Source organism: Chitinophaga rupis, from assembly GCF_900109685.1.
GTDB lineage: Bacteria > Bacteroidota > Bacteroidia > Chitinophagales > Chitinophagaceae > Chitinophaga > Chitinophaga rupis.
Genome location: NZ_FOBB01000001.1, coordinates 1,634,394 through 1,650,385 on the forward strand (window position 1 = coordinate 1,634,394; position 15,992 = coordinate 1,650,385).

At 46.6% G+C, this 15,992-nt stretch carries 16 protein-coding genes and 1 tRNA gene; 10 read left to right on the forward strand and 7 right to left on the reverse strand.

Annotated features, from left to right (window positions below; translation table 11 throughout):
* Positions 1-95: 95 nt before the first annotated feature.
* Positions 96-548, reverse strand: coding sequence for an SRPBCC domain-containing protein (locus tag BMZ54_RS06595; RefSeq protein ID WP_089907751.1), 453 nt, complete (start codon positions 546-548; stop codon positions 96-98).
* A 90-nt stretch (positions 549-638) separates the two neighbouring features.
* Entirely contained in the window at positions 639-1,544 is a 906-nt protein-coding gene (locus BMZ54_RS06600; protein ID WP_089907754.1) for a helix-turn-helix domain-containing protein, read from the reverse strand.
* Between the two features lie 116 nt (positions 1,545-1,660).
* On the opposite strand from BMZ54_RS06600, the gene BMZ54_RS06605 reads away from it, so the two are divergent.
* On the forward strand, positions 1,661-2,455 hold the full coding sequence (locus BMZ54_RS06605; RefSeq protein WP_089907757.1) for a PhzF family phenazine biosynthesis protein: 795 nt from the start codon (positions 1,661-1,663) through the stop codon (positions 2,453-2,455).
* Between the two features lies 1 nt (position 2,456).
* A complete protein-coding gene (locus BMZ54_RS06610) occupies positions 2,457-3,245 on the forward strand; it encodes a PhzF family phenazine biosynthesis protein (RefSeq protein WP_089907760.1) in 789 nt (262 codons plus the stop codon).
* A gap of 59 nt (positions 3,246-3,304) precedes the next feature.
* On the opposite strand, the gene BMZ54_RS06615 is transcribed toward BMZ54_RS06610, so the two are convergent.
* Complete coding sequence (locus BMZ54_RS06615; RefSeq protein WP_089907763.1) at positions 3,305-3,943, reverse strand: short chain dehydrogenase; 639 nt, start codon at positions 3,941-3,943, stop codon at positions 3,305-3,307.
* 77 nt (positions 3,944-4,020) lie between these two features.
* Here BMZ54_RS06615 and BMZ54_RS06620 point away from each other — a divergent pair, with 77 nt between their 5' ends.
* From BMZ54_RS06620 to BMZ54_RS06630, 3 genes are all read left to right on the forward strand, one after another.
* Positions 4,021-4,425: a winged helix-turn-helix transcriptional regulator gene (locus tag BMZ54_RS06620; RefSeq protein WP_089907767.1), complete on the forward strand. Its 405-nt coding sequence runs from the start codon at positions 4,021-4,023 to the stop codon at positions 4,423-4,425.
* A 1-nt stretch (position 4,426) separates the two neighbouring features.
* Positions 4,427-5,008, forward strand: a complete 582-nt coding sequence (locus tag BMZ54_RS06625; protein ID WP_089907771.1) for a Crp/Fnr family transcriptional regulator — start codon at positions 4,427-4,429, stop codon at positions 5,006-5,008.
* A 62-nt stretch (positions 5,009-5,070) separates the two neighbouring features.
* A complete protein-coding gene (locus BMZ54_RS06630) occupies positions 5,071-5,658 on the forward strand; it encodes a DinB family protein (RefSeq protein ID WP_143080927.1) in 588 nt (195 codons plus the stop codon).
* Positions 5,659-5,677: 19 nt separating this feature from the next.
* On the opposite strand, the gene BMZ54_RS06635 is transcribed toward BMZ54_RS06630, so the two are convergent.
* Entirely contained in the window at positions 5,678-6,373 is a 696-nt protein-coding gene (locus BMZ54_RS06635) for a hypothetical protein (RefSeq protein WP_089907780.1), read from the reverse strand.
* A 76-nt stretch (positions 6,374-6,449) separates the two neighbouring features.
* On the reverse strand, positions 6,450-7,028 hold the full coding sequence (locus BMZ54_RS06640) for a Crp/Fnr family transcriptional regulator (RefSeq protein ID WP_089907784.1): 579 nt from the start codon (positions 7,026-7,028) through the stop codon (positions 6,450-6,452).
* Between the two features lie 64 nt (positions 7,029-7,092).
* Here BMZ54_RS06640 and BMZ54_RS06645 point away from each other — a divergent pair, with 64 nt between their 5' ends.
* Genes BMZ54_RS06645 through BMZ54_RS06655 form a run of 3 tightly spaced genes read left to right on the forward strand, consistent with a single transcriptional unit; the run spans position 7,093 to position 11,062 of the window.
* The gene (locus BMZ54_RS06645) at positions 7,093-8,511 is read left to right on the forward strand and encodes a sulfatase-like hydrolase/transferase (protein WP_089907788.1); all 1,419 of its coding nucleotides are present in this window, start codon (positions 7,093-7,095) and stop codon (positions 8,509-8,511) included.
* 16 nt (positions 8,512-8,527) lie between these two features.
* Positions 8,528-9,346: a helix-turn-helix transcriptional regulator gene (locus BMZ54_RS06650; protein WP_089907791.1), complete on the forward strand. Its 819-nt coding sequence runs from the start codon at positions 8,528-8,530 to the stop codon at positions 9,344-9,346.
* A 60-nt stretch (positions 9,347-9,406) separates the two neighbouring features.
* Complete coding sequence (locus tag BMZ54_RS06655; RefSeq protein WP_202909151.1) at positions 9,407-11,062, forward strand: serine hydrolase domain-containing protein; 1,656 nt, start codon at positions 9,407-9,409, stop codon at positions 11,060-11,062.
* Positions 11,063-11,115: 53 nt separating this feature from the next.
* Here BMZ54_RS06655 and BMZ54_RS06660 read toward each other — a convergent pair.
* Both BMZ54_RS06660 and BMZ54_RS06665 read right to left on the reverse strand, forming a co-directional pair.
* A tRNA-Arg gene (locus BMZ54_RS06660) sits at positions 11,116-11,187 on the reverse strand.
* A 69-nt stretch (positions 11,188-11,256) separates the two neighbouring features.
* A complete protein-coding gene (locus BMZ54_RS06665; protein WP_089907794.1) occupies positions 11,257-11,826 on the reverse strand; it encodes a MarC family protein in 570 nt (189 codons plus the stop codon).
* Between the two features lie 133 nt (positions 11,827-11,959).
* Between BMZ54_RS06665 and BMZ54_RS06670 the strand changes: the two genes are divergently transcribed.
* On the forward strand, positions 11,960-12,544 hold the full coding sequence (locus BMZ54_RS06670; RefSeq protein ID WP_089907797.1) for a helix-turn-helix domain-containing protein: 585 nt from the start codon (positions 11,960-11,962) through the stop codon (positions 12,542-12,544).
* A gap of 226 nt (positions 12,545-12,770) precedes the next feature.
* Entirely contained in the window at positions 12,771-15,980 is a 3,210-nt protein-coding gene (locus BMZ54_RS06675) for a SusC/RagA family TonB-linked outer membrane protein (protein ID WP_089907800.1), read from the forward strand.
* The last annotated feature ends 12 nt before the right edge of the window (positions 15,981-15,992 follow it).

The window sequence follows — 15,992 nt, forward strand, 5'->3', positions numbered from 1 at the left end:
AAAATGAAAAATAAAAATGTAAAAGTGAATGCAGTGATACTTAATCACCGTATTCACTTTTACATTTAAGATTTATAATTTATGATTTTACATTCCTAATTCCCTTCCACCAGCTTCTTAATCTCTACCAGTATAGATCCCCAGCCACCGCCGGCTACCGTATCCTCATATCTTTTTTGTCCGTCTGCTACCTGGGAGTAATCGCCCTGGGTAACGGTAAAATTGGTAACGCCGTTATTTTCGCTCAGTGTATAGGTTACCGTTAAATAGTTTTCCGGTGCATCGGCATAGCTGCCATTGGGATCAATGGTGGTGTACGACAGGAATTTCCCCGGCTGCAGGTCTACGATCTTACCTTTTACAGCCACTATTTCAATGCCGTCAAAAACGCCTTTCCATAATAGTTCGCTGCCTATTTTCCAGTCGGAAACAGTTTCGCAGCCGAACATGTATTTTTTAGTTTGTGCAGGGTTTACCAGCGCGTCCCATACTTTGGCAGCCGGGGCCTTAATATCAATAGTGTTTTGTACGATTAATGGCGTGCTCATTGTTTAAATTTTTAAAGTGATGATTGATCAGGTGTCCGGTACCGTTAACGCCACAATATTAGCGAGATTACCTTAGGGGCCGGTTGCGTTTTATGGATTATTTCTAACGGAAAAAGGAGTGAAGCCGAATTTCTTTTTGAATGCATTGTTGAAATGCTGCGGGGTAGCGTATCCCAGCTCAAAGGATATTTCTGCGGCCGTTTTCTGTGTATCCCGCAGGTACTGGTGCGCCAGCTGCAGGCGCTGTTCCGTAAGGTAGCCGAATACGGTGGTGTTAAAGGTTTCCTTGAAACCACGTTTCAGCTTATACTCATTCAACCCTACAGTTCTGGCAATTTCAGACAGGTTGGGAGGGCAGTGCACCCGTTCATTGATCAGGTCCCGCACGGCAATGATCTTTTCCTGGTCAGCTTTATTCTTCAGGAAAAGATCTTTTTGCTGATTGGCAGTAATATAAGATTCCGCACATAATACCAGCAGCTCTATGCTTTTGGAAAGCAGGAATAGCTTTTTAAGATCGCCCCCGTATTTGCAATGGATGATCTGCTGTAACACCTGCTGAATAGGTGCATCAATGGCGCCCCAGTTATTAGATAGCATTACGTTCTTATCTTCCATAATACTGGCGGCAAAACGCTGCAGGGGTTCATTAGCATTTTGCGTGAACTGCACAAACAGGGCTTTGGGGAACTGTATGCCAAAGGTTTCCAGCACCAGGCTTTTATTTTTCACTTCAATATCAAACCCTTTGGAGTACATAATATTATGATGCCCGCCAATAAGGTCATAGGTTTGATTTAATTGTTTATAGGTAAAGCTGTAATCTCCCTTCAGCCCAAAGTGAAAGCGCACTACATCCGCATCGCTGGCACCCTGGAAGCTGGTAAGGCAATTGAATTTAGACACAGCATGCCCTATACGAATATCGTCAAAGGTCCAGGTAATGCTATCCCGGGTACCCTGCTCCGATGTGTGTTGTTGTTTTTCCTCCTGCATAAGCCCCTCTAAATTACAAAATGTTCCCTGCTCATCTGATCTGGTCGAAATTTACAAAACTGCATCTGTTATGGTAATGAGATTTTACTGAATTTTGCGCTATTAAAAATACCGCCATGGATATTCCTTTTTACCAGGTAGATGCTTTTACAGGTAAGCCCTTCAGGGGAAACCCTGCTGCCGTATGTATAGTAGATGATACCGTTACAGGTGAGCTGATGCAACAGATAGCTGCGGAAAACAACCTGTCGGAAACGGCTTTTGTTACGCCTAAGAACGGACAATTCAACCTGCGCTGGTTTACCCCGGTAGTGGAAGTGCCTTTGTGTGGCCATGCCACCCTGGCTACTGCACATACCCTGTTTGAAACAGGGCTGGCGCCCGCTGGTGGTACCATTACCTTTAACACCGCAAGTGGTGTATTAACAGCGCGGCAGCAAAATGGCTGGATTGAGCTGAACTTTCCTGCTTTAAGGGGGCAGCCCGTGCCGCTGCCGGAAGAGCTCCGGGATATTTTGCAGGTGAACCCTGTACAAACAATAGAGGTGGATAAGCGCTACCTGGTAGAACTGGCTACGGAAGCGGAGGTGCTGGCCCTGCGTCCTGATTTTTCCCGGCTGGCTAAATACCCCAAAGTGATTGTTACTGCAAAGGCAAACAGTACATCTGAATTTGATTTTATATCCCGCTTTTTCGCACCTGTTATAGGCATCAATGAAGACCCGGTTACCGGCGCTGCACATTGCTGCCTGGCGCCTTACTGGGCGCAGCAGCTGGGCAAAACCAGTATGCTGGCCTACCAGGCCTCTGCAAGGGGCGGTGTGCTGAAAATAAGACTGGAAGGCGACCGTACCATACTGGCCGGTGAGGCCGTAACCGTAATTAAAGGCACTTATACTATAAACCAATAACATGCAGTTACCACTTTACCAGATAGACGCTTTTACCGACCAGTTGTTTGGCGGCAATCCCGCTTGTGTAGTGCCTTTGGCTGCCTGGCCGGATGATGAGCTGTTATTGAAGATCGCCAAAGAAAATGCAGTATCTGAAACCGCTTACTTTGTACCCAATGGTAAACAGTTTGAGCTGCGCTGGTTTACGCCGGATATAGAAATGGACCTTTGCGGTCATGCTACGCTGGCCAGCGCGCATGCGCTTAAAACTATTTTGAATTATGCGGAGGATACCATCGTGTTCACCTCTAAAAGCGGCATACTGCAGGTGCGGGTAGAAAAAGACCTGTACACGCTGGACTTCCCCTCCCGTAAACCCGTACCAGCGCCCTTGCCGGAGATCATTGCACAATCACTCAGCCAACAGCCACGTGCAGTATTAAAGGCCAGGGACTATGTGCTGGTATACGATCATGAGCAGGAGGTACGGAACATCCGCATTGACCGGCAGCTGCTAAACCAGATTAACCTTGACCCCGGCGGTGTTATTATTACCGCGAAAGGGGATGACTGCGATTTTGTGTCCCGGTTCTTTACCAGCCAGGCCTCTATTTTTGAAGACCCGGTTACCGGTTCTGCGCATTGCTCACTGATCCCTTATTGGAGTGAGCAGCTGGATAAAAAAGAAATGAACGCTTTGCAGGTGTCTGAAAGACTGGGAAAATTATATTGTGTAGATGCAGGTGAGCGAGTATTTATCTCCGGCCGCGCCAGAACCTATGCTACCGGCACTTTGTGGACGGAATAATATGAGCGCCATGTTGATTTATATACTGTAAAAAGTCTTGCTATTATGGCGGGACTTTTTTACTTCCGCACATATTGCGTAGAAGGCTCCCATACGCGGAATACCTGCCCTGTAAGGTAACCAAAGGCGCTTTTATAATAAGCATGTACTACCTTGTCAATAGGCACGGGGTACTGGCCTATAGGGGGCGTATCCATCTTGCCATCATAATTTTCAACTACCCAGCCCGGGCTCACGGCATTAATACGGATGCCTCTTTCCAGCTCAATAGTAGCGGCCTGCACAAAGTTGTCAATAGCGCCATTAACCATGGCATAATTGATAGTGCCTTTTACAGGATCGTCGGAAATAAAACCGGAAGTAAGGGTAAAGGAGCCTTTATCACTGATCAGGTCCTTACCAGCCATCACCAGGTTGATCTGCCCCATCATTTTTCCTTTAATACCGGTGTACATATTTTCTTCCGTCATAGTATCAAACGGGCCAATATACGCATCCCCGGCAGCGCAGATCACGGCATCAAATTTACCTACCGCAGCATACATTTCTTTGATAGCGGAAAGAGAGGAAATGTCTGCGGTCAGGTCTGCACCGCCCTTGCGGGCCACGGTTACCACTTCCAGGTGTGCATATTGTTTCAGCGCCGCCAGTATATTTTTGCCAAGTATGCCGGTAGCGCCAATGAGGATCACTTTCATGGTTAAATAGTTATTTTGGGTGCAAAGTAAAAATGGTAGATTGTGTAAATCAAGTACTTCTAAACAGCATAGCTACTATGAAAAAGGATACTATTCCTGATAATCAGCGGGAAGAAAATGCAGCGGTTGAAAAAAATTCCTGTCCGGTGCAGGCTACTATCGGAGTGCTGAGCGGTAAGTGGAAACTATTGCTATTATTTCAGCTGCGGAATGGAGAAAAACGGTTTGGCGAGCTGGGACGTGCCTTGCCCGGCATAACCCCTGCCATGCTCACCGGCCAGCTGCGGGAGCTGGAAGAAGATGGTATTGTACAAAGAAAAGCCTATGCAGAGATCCCGCCGCGGGTGGAATATACCCTGACGGAGATAGGACGGTCATTGTTGCCCGTGATCATTAACATGGAAAAATGGGGCCTGGAATATTTTAAACAGATGAAGGGAGCTGCAGGTGATTGTTTGTGGGATGATCAAATAATAGGGTAATATGGTGGAAGAAGAAGCGTTGCGGCAATATATCATGCACATACATCCGCTGCCTGATGATGCGTTGCAGGCCCTGGTCACGGGATGGAAGCCGCTTACGGTAAAGCGTAAGACCATGCTGACTGCAGCCGGGGAAAAAGAACGGTATCTGTACTTTGTGCTGGAAGGTGTGCAGCGTGCCTTTTACCTTACCAACGACAACCGGGAAGCTACCATTGTTTTTACCTATGCACCTTCTTTCAGTGGGGTGGCAGACAGCTTCCTGACGCAAACACCTTCCGAATATTTTATGGAAACCCTCACGGCCAGCCGCTTCCTGAGGATTCCTTATGAGGAAGTTTATCAGCTAATGAAAACTTATCCCGTTATACAGGAAATGATCCTTACCCTGACATCTTTTATCGTGAAAGGCTTATTATTCCGCCAGGTAGAGCTGCTATGCTTTACCAACGAGGAAAAATTCAGGGCATTGCTAAAAAGAAGCCCGCATATCCTAAACCTGGTACCCCATAAATACCTGGCCTCTTACCTGGGCATGGATGCTACGAATTTCAGCAAGCTAATGGGCAGCATAAAAATATAAATCATGGTAAATACCAATATTCCTGTAAAAATTGCGGTGCATGTTTGCATAAATATTTTACCATGAAAGCAATAAACAGCCAGGTGCTGCTGGATACGCTAATGGCAGACACCCGCCAATTGATCCTGGAAGCTAACAAGCTGCAACACTTGCCGGCCGCGCTTTTACAGGCAAGTCCTGCTCCCGGTAAATGGAGCGTGGCGCAGGTATTGGAACACCTTAATTTCTACTCCCGTTTTTATTTAAAAGCAATGGAAGAAAAGTTACACCAGCACCAGACCATTGCGGATAATACGTTTAAGCCGGGCTGGTTAGGGAATTACTTTACCCACATGATGAAACCCACAGATGCCTGTACAGTAAAAAATAAAATGAAGACCATGAAAAATGCTATCCCGGCAGAGCAGGCAGATGGTAAGGCTGCCCTGGCGCAATTCATAACCGACCAGCATACCCTGTTAAACCTGCTGCAGATAGCGCGCACGGCTAATTTGAACAGGCTGCGGGTGCCAACTTCCCTAAGCAAAATGCTTACATTCAAGCTGGGAGATACTTTCCGTTTTTTTATTGCGCATGAGCAACGGCACCGGGTGCAATGGGAAAATATTTTAAAGGAATTAATGAAGGCCGAGATGGTATTGGGTGAATAACGAGACGGCCCCGTTTTATTTATGCAAGACCAGGTATGGGTTCCCGTTTAAACAATAGCTGCCGCATAGCAGCCAGGTGCGATAGCAATACAACAGGTACAACAAAGCCTGGTAACCATATATAAGGGAAATAGAGTATCGCCCTGTTGGGTTGCTCAAAAGATAGCTGCTGAAAAGGGAGTGGTGCAGAAAGCACTGCAATGGCTACTATATTAATTAATAAGCCCAGGCATACCAGGTTCCATACCAGGAGTGCTGATCTCCGCGTTTTATGTTTTGAAAAACAGAGCAGGTATATAAGCGGCGCGCTTAAGCCGGAAATAATATCAAAGTTGCGGCCTTCAAAGGTCATTAAGGAAGGAACCGTTTTATAGGTGAATAATAAGAACAACACTATCTCAACCGGTATGCGCACCATATGCAGCAGCGTTAATGTTTTAATGTTCAATGAATCCAGCCATTGGCGGCCTTTTCGGGTAATGAATAGTGACAGTATGAACAACAGCGGTGGAAAAGTAAGGAACAGGAAATGCGGCGGACGGCTATTGGTTACTGTATAAAAACCGGTAAGGCCAATGACTGCCTGTAATAATAACCAGCCTGTAATAGCTGCCAGCACTTTTTTTGAACGGTTAGCAGCCCTGTAAAACAGGTAAATAGCAAATGCCGTAGTACCGGCAAAAAGCAGGGGAATATAATAAGGAATGTTTTCCATGTATTGTAAGTTTCTACTGCAAAGAAAACACAACATCCTTTTTCCAGGCTTGCCAAATGGCAAGAATTCATTAGAGCTACTTTTTTGAAAATTCTTTCCGGATGCGGCTAAGGGAAGTATCTGTGATGCCCAGGTAAGAAGCAATGTTTTTTAGCGGCGCATGCTGAAAAATAGCAGGGTTCGTATTTAACAATCCTGCATACCGCTGTTCTGCTGTTTCTGTGATCATGGACAGCATGCGCGTTTTAAGCGTAGTAAAAGCCTTTACCAGTACATGCCGTCCGAACTCCCGGAACTCAGGCCGGGCATGAAAGAGCTGGTTTAATTCATCATAGGTAAGGCCCCAGCCTTCGCAATCTGTAAGGGCCTGTATGTTTTCCTGGGAGCGGGTGCGGTTAAAAAAGGATGATACTTCCAGCACAACCTGCTGAGGTGCAGCAAAACCGGTGGTCACATCATTGCCATCCATATCATAGGCAAAAACGCGCATAAAACCTTTTTCTAAAAAAAGGTAGTTATTGGCAATTTTGCCTTCTTCCAGGAAGAACGCATTTTTAGGGATCTCCTGGAAAGTGAAGTGCCCGGCAATTTCGGCTGCTTTTTCAGGAGTAACCAGGCTGCTGGTAGTAAGAAAAGCAATGAGATTTTCTTTCATACATTATAAGGTAATTAATTTCACTGGTAATTAATTAAATTAACGGTGGTTAAAATTTTAAGCCATGCCTGGAATTAAGAACGGAAAACCTGCATTGTATTTGGGCCTGATATTATGCCTGCCGCTTTTGGGATGGCTGGTAATAAGATGTGCACCCATTGAAAGATCATCTGCGGCTGAAAAGCCGAACATCATTATTATTCTTACAGATGATATGGGATATAGTGATGTAGGATGTTTCGGCGGCAATTTTGTTCCCACGCCGAATATCGACAGGATTGCAAAAAGCGGCATGAAGCTTACGCATTATTACAGCGCAGCACCTATCTGCTCCCCTTCAAGAACAGGGCTTTTAACCGGCATGTATCCGGCAAGATGGAATTTTTCAACCTACCTGGATAATAAAAAACATAACAGGAACGCAGAGCAGGCCGATTACCTGGATCCCCATGCGCCTTCCATGGCCCGCTTTTTTAAGAACGCCGGCTATGTGACCGGGCATTTCGGAAAATGGCATATGGGCGGCGGCCGGGATGTAACTGATGCGCCGGGATTTGAAAACTATGGATTTGATGAGCATAACAGCACCTATGAAAGCCCGGACCCTGATCCGTTAATTACGGCTACTAACTGGATCTGGTCTGATAAGGACAGCATAAAACGATGGGATAGAACCAAATACTTTGTTGACAGAACATTGGATTTTATGAAGCGGCACAAAGGCCAGCCCTGTTTTGTAAACCTCTGGCCCGATGATGTGCACACGCCATGGGTGCCCAGAACAGAAACGGAATATACCGGCAAATTTCCCATGAACCCGGAGGACGAAGCAGCCTTTAAGCTGGTATTAAAAGAATACGATGTGCAGATCGGCAGATTGCTGGAAGGTTTGAAAAACCTGGGGCTGGATAAAAACACCATCGTGATCTTTACCAGCGATAACGGGCCGCTGCCAAGCTTCAGAGGCAGCAGGGCCGCCGGTTTAAGAGGCTCTAAATTATCGTTATACGAAGGCGGTATCAGGATGCCTTTTATTATCAGCTGGCCGGGTCATGTGCCGGCAGGAACAACCGATGAAACTTCAGTGCTGAGCGCTACAGATCTGCTACCTTCTTTAAGCAATATTGCCGGTGTAAACCTGCCTGCTGATTATAAAGGTGATGGTAAAGACCGGAGTAAGGTTTTCTTTGGAAAACCATCTGCCAGAAATATGGATCTGTATTGGGAGTATGGCCGGAATAATATTGCTTTTAAATATCCAAAGGAAAGGGATAAAAGCCCTAACCTGGCTATACGGTCAGGCGAATGGAAGTTCCTCATGAACAGCGACGGAACGGATGCGCAGCTCTATAATATTGTGAAGGATAAAAATGAAACTACCGATGTTGCTGCAACACAGCCGGAGCTGGTGAAGGAGCTGAAAGATAAGCTGGGCAAGTGGTGGGCTTCCCTGCCCAAATTAAAAACGGAAGACATAAAGTAAGAGCTTAATTTACATTATGAACTGTTCCAGGCCAGGACAATTTTATGGAAAGGCGAATGAAACGCTTTTTTTAAATGGGGTCATTTTAAATGATGCCGTTTATACCCATGACAGGGTTGACTGGCATTATCATGAAAATTCGTACTTCACCTTTCTCCTGGAAGGGATGGTGCTGGACGGAAACAAGAAACATGTTCACGAATGCGCAGCCGGCAGCCTCCTGTATCAAAACTGGCAGGATCCCCACTATAACGTAGGCTCAAAAGTGTTTACCCGCGGGTTTCACGTTGAAATTGCGCCAACCTGGTATTCTTTTTTTGATCTTCCGGTGGGCCTGCTGGAAGGCAGCATCCGAATCCAGGATCCTTCGTTGAAAACCCTGATGTATAATGTGTTTAAGGAAACAAAGTTATACAACGGCAGCAGCCAGCTAGCTATCGATGCATTGCTTGTGCAGCTGCTGAGCGGCCTGGTAACCGAAAAAAACCGGCATGATAAGCAGGTCCCGGCATGGGTTGGGAAGGTAAAGGAAGCGCTGCATGCAGCGCCGGAAAGCTGGAGCCTGACCGAGCTGGCCACACTCGCAAACTTACACCCGGTTCATTTGTCGCGGCAGTTTCCCAAATACTTTAAAACTACGTTAGGCGATTACGTTAGAATGATCAGGGTGCAAAAGGCGCTTTCGCTATTCCCCGACAGGAACAGGTCCCTTACTGAGATAGCTGTTGAATGTGGTTTTGCAGACCAAAGCCATTTTATCCGCTGCTTCAGATCCTGCTACCAGCTTACGCCGCTCCAATATAGAAAGCTCCTGTTAAAAAGCAGCACACGTTAATTTTATTCTATTTTAATGTTTTGCTTACAGGTATTTTTGACGTACCAAAGCTCCCAATACATGATGCGTCTACCTGTTTTTATTTTTCTCCAGCTCTTTATTACAGGGCTTTATGCTCAGCAGAAGGATCTTGTTGCCAACCAGGGCATCACTTCAGATCTGCACCGGGCTAATTTGGGCAGGATCCTGTTCACCGCGCAGAACATTCCCCCATCGGCACTGCAGCAAAAAGATATACTAAAGGAGTATACCCTTACAAACAAAAGCAACCTTTTCATGACCGCGTTCATGAATAATTCCATCACAAATTATTTACATGGTCTGTCTCCGGACCTGACGGCAGATAGCCTGGTAAAGGCCGGCAACTACCAGTTTGCTTTATTTGTAGACGGGCGTCTTGTGTATGAAAGTAATCTGTACCCGGGCGCTCCCTTTAAGGCAGTACAGGATACCGCCACACTCATAAGCAAACCTTTAATAGATAATGAGCATGAGGGTGTATTCTGGAGCCAGTACTATTGGGGCAGATTTTTATCTCATGGGGGTGACAGTGCGCTAACAGATGGCAAACACCTGCTGCACATGCAGATCAGGCCTTATATTCAGCTGGCTGCTGAAGTTAAGGTGGGTGAGATCATTGCAGAAGGAGATGTGCTCCTGAACGTACACCGGAAGCCTGAAATAAATATTGCTAAAGTGCAGCTGCATCCTGTGAGCCCATACCCCGGTCTTGATATTTCCAAAGACAAGTTTGACAGCGTCCGGATTAAAGAAATGAAGGCGAATATAGAAGAAGGTGTTTTTAAACACATTAACGGCGTAGTGGTGCTTAGCAAAGGAAAAATATTGATAGAAGAATATTTCAATGGCGATGACCGGTATACCCTGCATGATCCCCGCTCTGTTGGGAAGTCTTTTGCATCAACCGTAACCGGTATTGCCATACAGGAGGGTTATCTGAAAGGGGAGCAGCAGCAGTTGAAAGAGTTTTATGATCTGCACCGCTTTGAGAACTATACCGCAGAAAAAGAGGATGTTTCAATAAAAGACCTGCTGACAATGAGTTCGGTTTTCGACGGAGATGACGGCACCAACTCTCCGGGTAATGAGGAGAATATGTATCCTACTGAGAATTGGGTGAAGTTTGCATTAGACTTACCGGTGAACCTTACAAGACCTAAAACCGAATGGCATTATTTTACAGCAGGGGTGGTGGTGCTTGGCGATATCTTAAACAAAACCGTTCCGGGCGGACTGGAGAAATATGCGGATCTGAAATTGTTTAAACCACTTGGCATTACGCAGTATGAATGGCCCTACACACCGCAGCACGTACCCAATACTGCAGGCGGCATCCGGCTGCGGGCATTGGATTTTGCGAAGTATGGCCAATTATATAAGAATGAAGGAAAGTGGAACGGCACACAGATCCTGACAAGGGAATGGGTAGCTAAAACTTTCACGAAGCATAAAGTTATTCCCGGCAGAAAGGAAGAATACTACGGCTATCTTTTCTGGAACAAGCAATTTAATGTAGCCGGTAAACAGCTGAATGCTTTTTATTGTGCAGGTAATGGCGGAAACAGTATTTTCATTTTCCCTGATCAGCCCTGGGTGGTAGTGATCACTGCCAGCGCTTACGGAGCGGCCTATGCACATCCGCAGGTGGCTAAGATGATGACAACCTACATACTGCCTGCCTTACTTAATAAGTAAGGACCGGTTGAAAAAGCAAAAGGCGCTCAATTGAGCGCCTTTTGCTTTTTCTGTGGCCTCGCCAGGAATCGAACCTGGATCTGGAGCTTCGGAAACTCTTATACTATCCATTGTACTACGAGGCCAATTCTAACACAGATTAGAAAGGAAGGCAAAACTAAGGTTTTTAACCCTGAATTACAAAATGCTTATTTCTACAGGTTCACATTACTTTTGAAGATCTTCACGGCAATGGCCAGCAGGATTACGCCAAAGAATTTACGTACCACCATTAGCCCGGCCTTGCCCAGTATACGTTCTATCCAGCTCAGGGAACGCAGCACCAGGTAAATGATAGCCAGGTTCAGGACAATACCTGCCAGGATGTTATACTGGCCAAAGTTGGCTTTCAGCGACATAATAGTAGTGAGCGTACCGGAACCGGCTATGAGCGGGAATGCAATGGGCACCACGCTACCGGTTTTATTATCAGCATCTGTGCTCTTAAAGAACTCAATGCCCAGGATCATTTCCAGCCCAATTACAAAGATCACGATAGAACCTGCCACGGCAAAAGAGTGTACATCAACGCTCATCAATTTCAGAAAAGGCTCGCCTACAAATAAGAACGCCACCATCAGGAAACCCGATGCCAGCGTGGCTTTGCCGGAATCAATATGTCCAAGTTTTTCTTTCAGGGAAATGAGCACCGGAATAGAGCCCACCATATCTATAACAGCAAAAAGGGTGAACGCGATGGTTAGGATCTGGTCTAGACTGAACATTTGGCTGACATATTTATACAAATATAATTTATTATATGAATGGTTATAAGCTTGTTAAAAAGTTTGCTATTTGGCGCTTGTTTCACTTTCTTTGTCAGATCGGCCACCCTATTATATGATAATCAAGTAGTATATGACGGAAGACATTATTATCCAGATCAGCAATAAGATAAAAGAGAAAAGGAAAGCCAAAGGCATCACTATCCAGGAGCTGGCCGATAAAGCCGCGGTGAGCAAAGGGCTGATCTCCCAGATAGAAAATAACCGTACCGTACCGTCGTTGCTGGTGCTCATCAACATCATACGTTCACTCAACCTGGACATGAACGAGTTTTTTAACGAGATAGGACAGCCGCAGCAAAACAGCCGCGTGATCATTAAACAGCAGGCCGATTACCAGGCTTTTGAAAAGGAAACGGCCCGGGGATTCCTGTACAAACGCGTGCTTACCAAAAATGTGAAGAACACTCCCGTGGATATTGTGATCCTGGAGCTGAAGAAAGGCGCCCGCCGCAACCAGATGGTGAAAACCGATGCCTACGAATACAAATACATTTTACAGGGCACAGTGGAATACCAGATAGAGAACGAAAAACATATTCTGAATGAAGGGGATTCCCTTTTCTTTGACGGCCGCCTGGGGCACAAACCCGCCAACATCGGGGACGGAGATGCAAAGATACTGGTAGTGTACTTTTTCCAGGAAGGAGAAAATTGATGCAACATTATTCAGGCCATATAAACATTCTATCTACTCCGGTATCTATATTAACCCCTTCATCCCTAAGCCGGTCCGGTTATCTCCCATTTACAAATACTTAATAATTATTTTAGTATTACTTAACAATTAGGTTACATTCTTCTGCAACATTTGCATGGTAATTAGGCCTTTTAGAGAACTATTGAAAAACTGGCTCATCTAAACCAAAAATCTATCCATTATCATGCAACATTCTTTACTTAAGCATTGTAAAAGGCTTTGTCTTGTGCTGTTCCTGTTAGCTGCCGGCGCCACCGCATGGGCGCAGCAGTCCGTAAGCGGGCAGGTAACTTCCGCAGAAGACCAGCAGCCGGTACCCGGCGCCACCATTAAAGTAAAAGGTACTACCCGCGGCGCGCTTACAGACGCCAAGGGACAATTCACCATCCCTACGCAGCAGGGTGATACCCTGCAGATCAGCTACATTGGCTTTGCCACGGCAGAAGTAGCGGTGAAAGGACAGCAAAACCTGCTCATTACCTTACATTCCGACAACAAAGCCCTGGACGAAGTGGTAGTAACGGCACTGGGTATACGAAAAGAAGTAAAACGCCTGGGGTATGCCGTACAGGAAATAAAAGGCGATGACCTGGTAAAAGCCCGGGAACCCAACCCCATTAATGGATTGGTAGGTAAAGTGGCCGGCCTTACCGTAGGCGCATCTGCAGAAATGCTGGCCTCCCCGCAGGTGCTGCTGCGTGGCAGCAGCATTAACCTGTATGTAGTAGATGGGGTGCCCATTAACTCCGATACCTGGAATATATCCCCGGATGATATTGAAAGCTATACTGTATTAAAAGGTGCTACTGCATCGGCCCTGTATGGCTCCCGTGGCCTGAACGGCGCCATTATGATCACTACTAAAAGAGGGTCCAAAGACAAACGTGGTTTTTCCATTGACTTTAATTCCAGCACCATGTTCGATAAGGGATTTATTGCCATTCCCGAAGTGCAGGATGAATATGGCCCCGGCGATCATGGCCGTTATGCATTTGTAGACGGTAAAGGTGGTGGCACTAATGACGGCGACTACGACATTTGGGGACCTAAGTTTGAAGGGCAGCTGATACCGCAGTATGACAGCCCTATTGATCCCGCTACCGGCCAGCGCAAAGGCACGCCCTGGGTAGCCCGCGGTAAGGATAACCTGAAACGTTTTATACGTACCGGTATCCTGAGCACCAACAACCTCTCTGTATCTGCCAAAACAGATAAGGCAGACCTGCGTTTTTCATTGTCGCACTCATTCCAGCAGGGTATTATACCTAACACACACCTGAACATCACTAACTTCAACGTGTCTGCAGGATATAACTTTTCCTCCCGCCTGCGCATGGAAGCTTACCTGAACTACAACCGCCAGTACACAGATAACTTCCCGGATGTGAACTATGGCCCCAACAGCCTTATTTATAACATGGAGATCTGGGGCGGCGCCGACTGGAATATAGATGACATGCGGAACTACTGGCAGCCCGGTAAAGAAGGCGTACAGTCTATTTACGCAGAATACCAGCGTTACCACAACCCCTGGTTCATGGTAAAGGAATGGCTGCGCGGCCATTATAAAACAGACATGAACGGCTATATGAAATTAACCTACCAGCTGAATGATCACCTGGAGCTGCTGGGCCGTACCCAGGTAAGCACCTACGACCTGCTGCGTACGGAAAAAATGCCTTACTCCGCCCACCCCTATGGCCGTGAAGAAGGTAAGGGCGACTACCGGGAAGACCGCCGCTCCCTGTTTGAGAACAATACAGATGTATTGCTCACCTACCACAATACTTTTAATAAGCTGGACTTACGCGCCTCCCTTGGCGGTAATGCCCGCAGCTTTAAATACAACTCCAGCTTTGTTAGCACCAATTATTTAAATGCACCGGGTTGGTATAGCTTTGCCAACTCCCGCGATCCGTTGTATGCCAACACCTTCCGTGCCGACATGCTGGTGCTGAGCGCCTACGGTTATGTGGATCTGACCTATAGTAAATACGCCACGCTGTCGCTCACAGGCCGGTACGATAAATTGTCCACCCTGCCTTCCGGTAACAACCTGTATTTCTATCCCTCTGCATCCTTAAGCACCGTGGTTTCCGATTATGTGCAGCTGCCGGAACCCATTTCATTCCTGAAGTTCCGCGGCTCCTACGCCAATGTAAAAGGCGGCCTTACGCAGGATACTATTGGCGTAACCCCTCAGGGCGTGTACCCGTTGGGGTATGGCGCACAGTATTATGCGTCCTATGGCGGGCCTACCTTCCAGAACTCACCGGGTTACAGCGTATCTACCGTGTACCAGAACCAGGCCGGCGCATCCTACACCCGCACCATTACCAACCCCAGCCTGAAACCCTTTTCCAGCACCGCTTATGAAGCCGGTATGGATATCCGTTTTCTGCATAACCGTATAGGCCTGGATGTTACCTGGTTCACTACCAAGAACGGTCCGCGTATTTATGAGCTGCAGGTAACAGATGCAGCCGGCTATGATAAATACCTGGTGAATGGGGTAACCACCCGTAAGAACGGCTGGGAAGCATCCCTCACTGGCTCACCGCTGCGCAGCAACACCGGCTTGAACTGGGATGTGATGGTGAACTGGAGCACCTTTAAAGAAAAGTATGTGGACTTTTACCCGGGCGTAAATACCCTGAATGTTTTCTTTAAGCCCGGCGACCGTGTAGATGGCTTTTACGGAACCGCTTTTGTAAAAACACCGGATGGGCAGATCATTAACGACGCCGGCGATGGCCGCCCCATTGTGAACCCGGTAAAGCAGTTCCTGGGGTATACCAATCCTGACTGGACCTGGGGTATTAACAACGTGTTCCGCTACAAGCAGTTTAATTTCAGCTTCCAGTTTGATGGGCGTGTAGGTGGTAACATGATCGACTATATTCAGCAGCAAACATTCCGCGGCGGCCGTAATATTAAAACCGTGGAAGGGGCCATGGGCGATGCCCGTTACCAGGATTATAAAGGCGTAAAATCATGGACCGGCCAGGGTGTGGTGATCAATAATGGCGCAGGTATCAGCTATGATAATAATGGCAATGTAACCAACTACAAGGACATGCAGTTTGCGCCTAACACCACTAAAACATATCTGCAGGACTACATCAGTATCTATTACAACACCAACGAAGCTAATATTATCAGTAAAACTTTTGCCAAGCTGCGTGAAGTAGTGATCGGTTATAACTTGCCGCAAAGCATACTGGGCCGCACTTTCATCCGGCAGGCAAATATTTCCTTCGTAGGCCGCAACCTCTTATACTTTGCCAAAAATAAGGACATTGACATCGAGCAGTATGCCGGTGACCAGGGAACATCAACCCTGCAAACGCCTACTACGCGCAGATATGGATTTAATGTGAATGTTACTTTTTAACGCCTCCTCAAA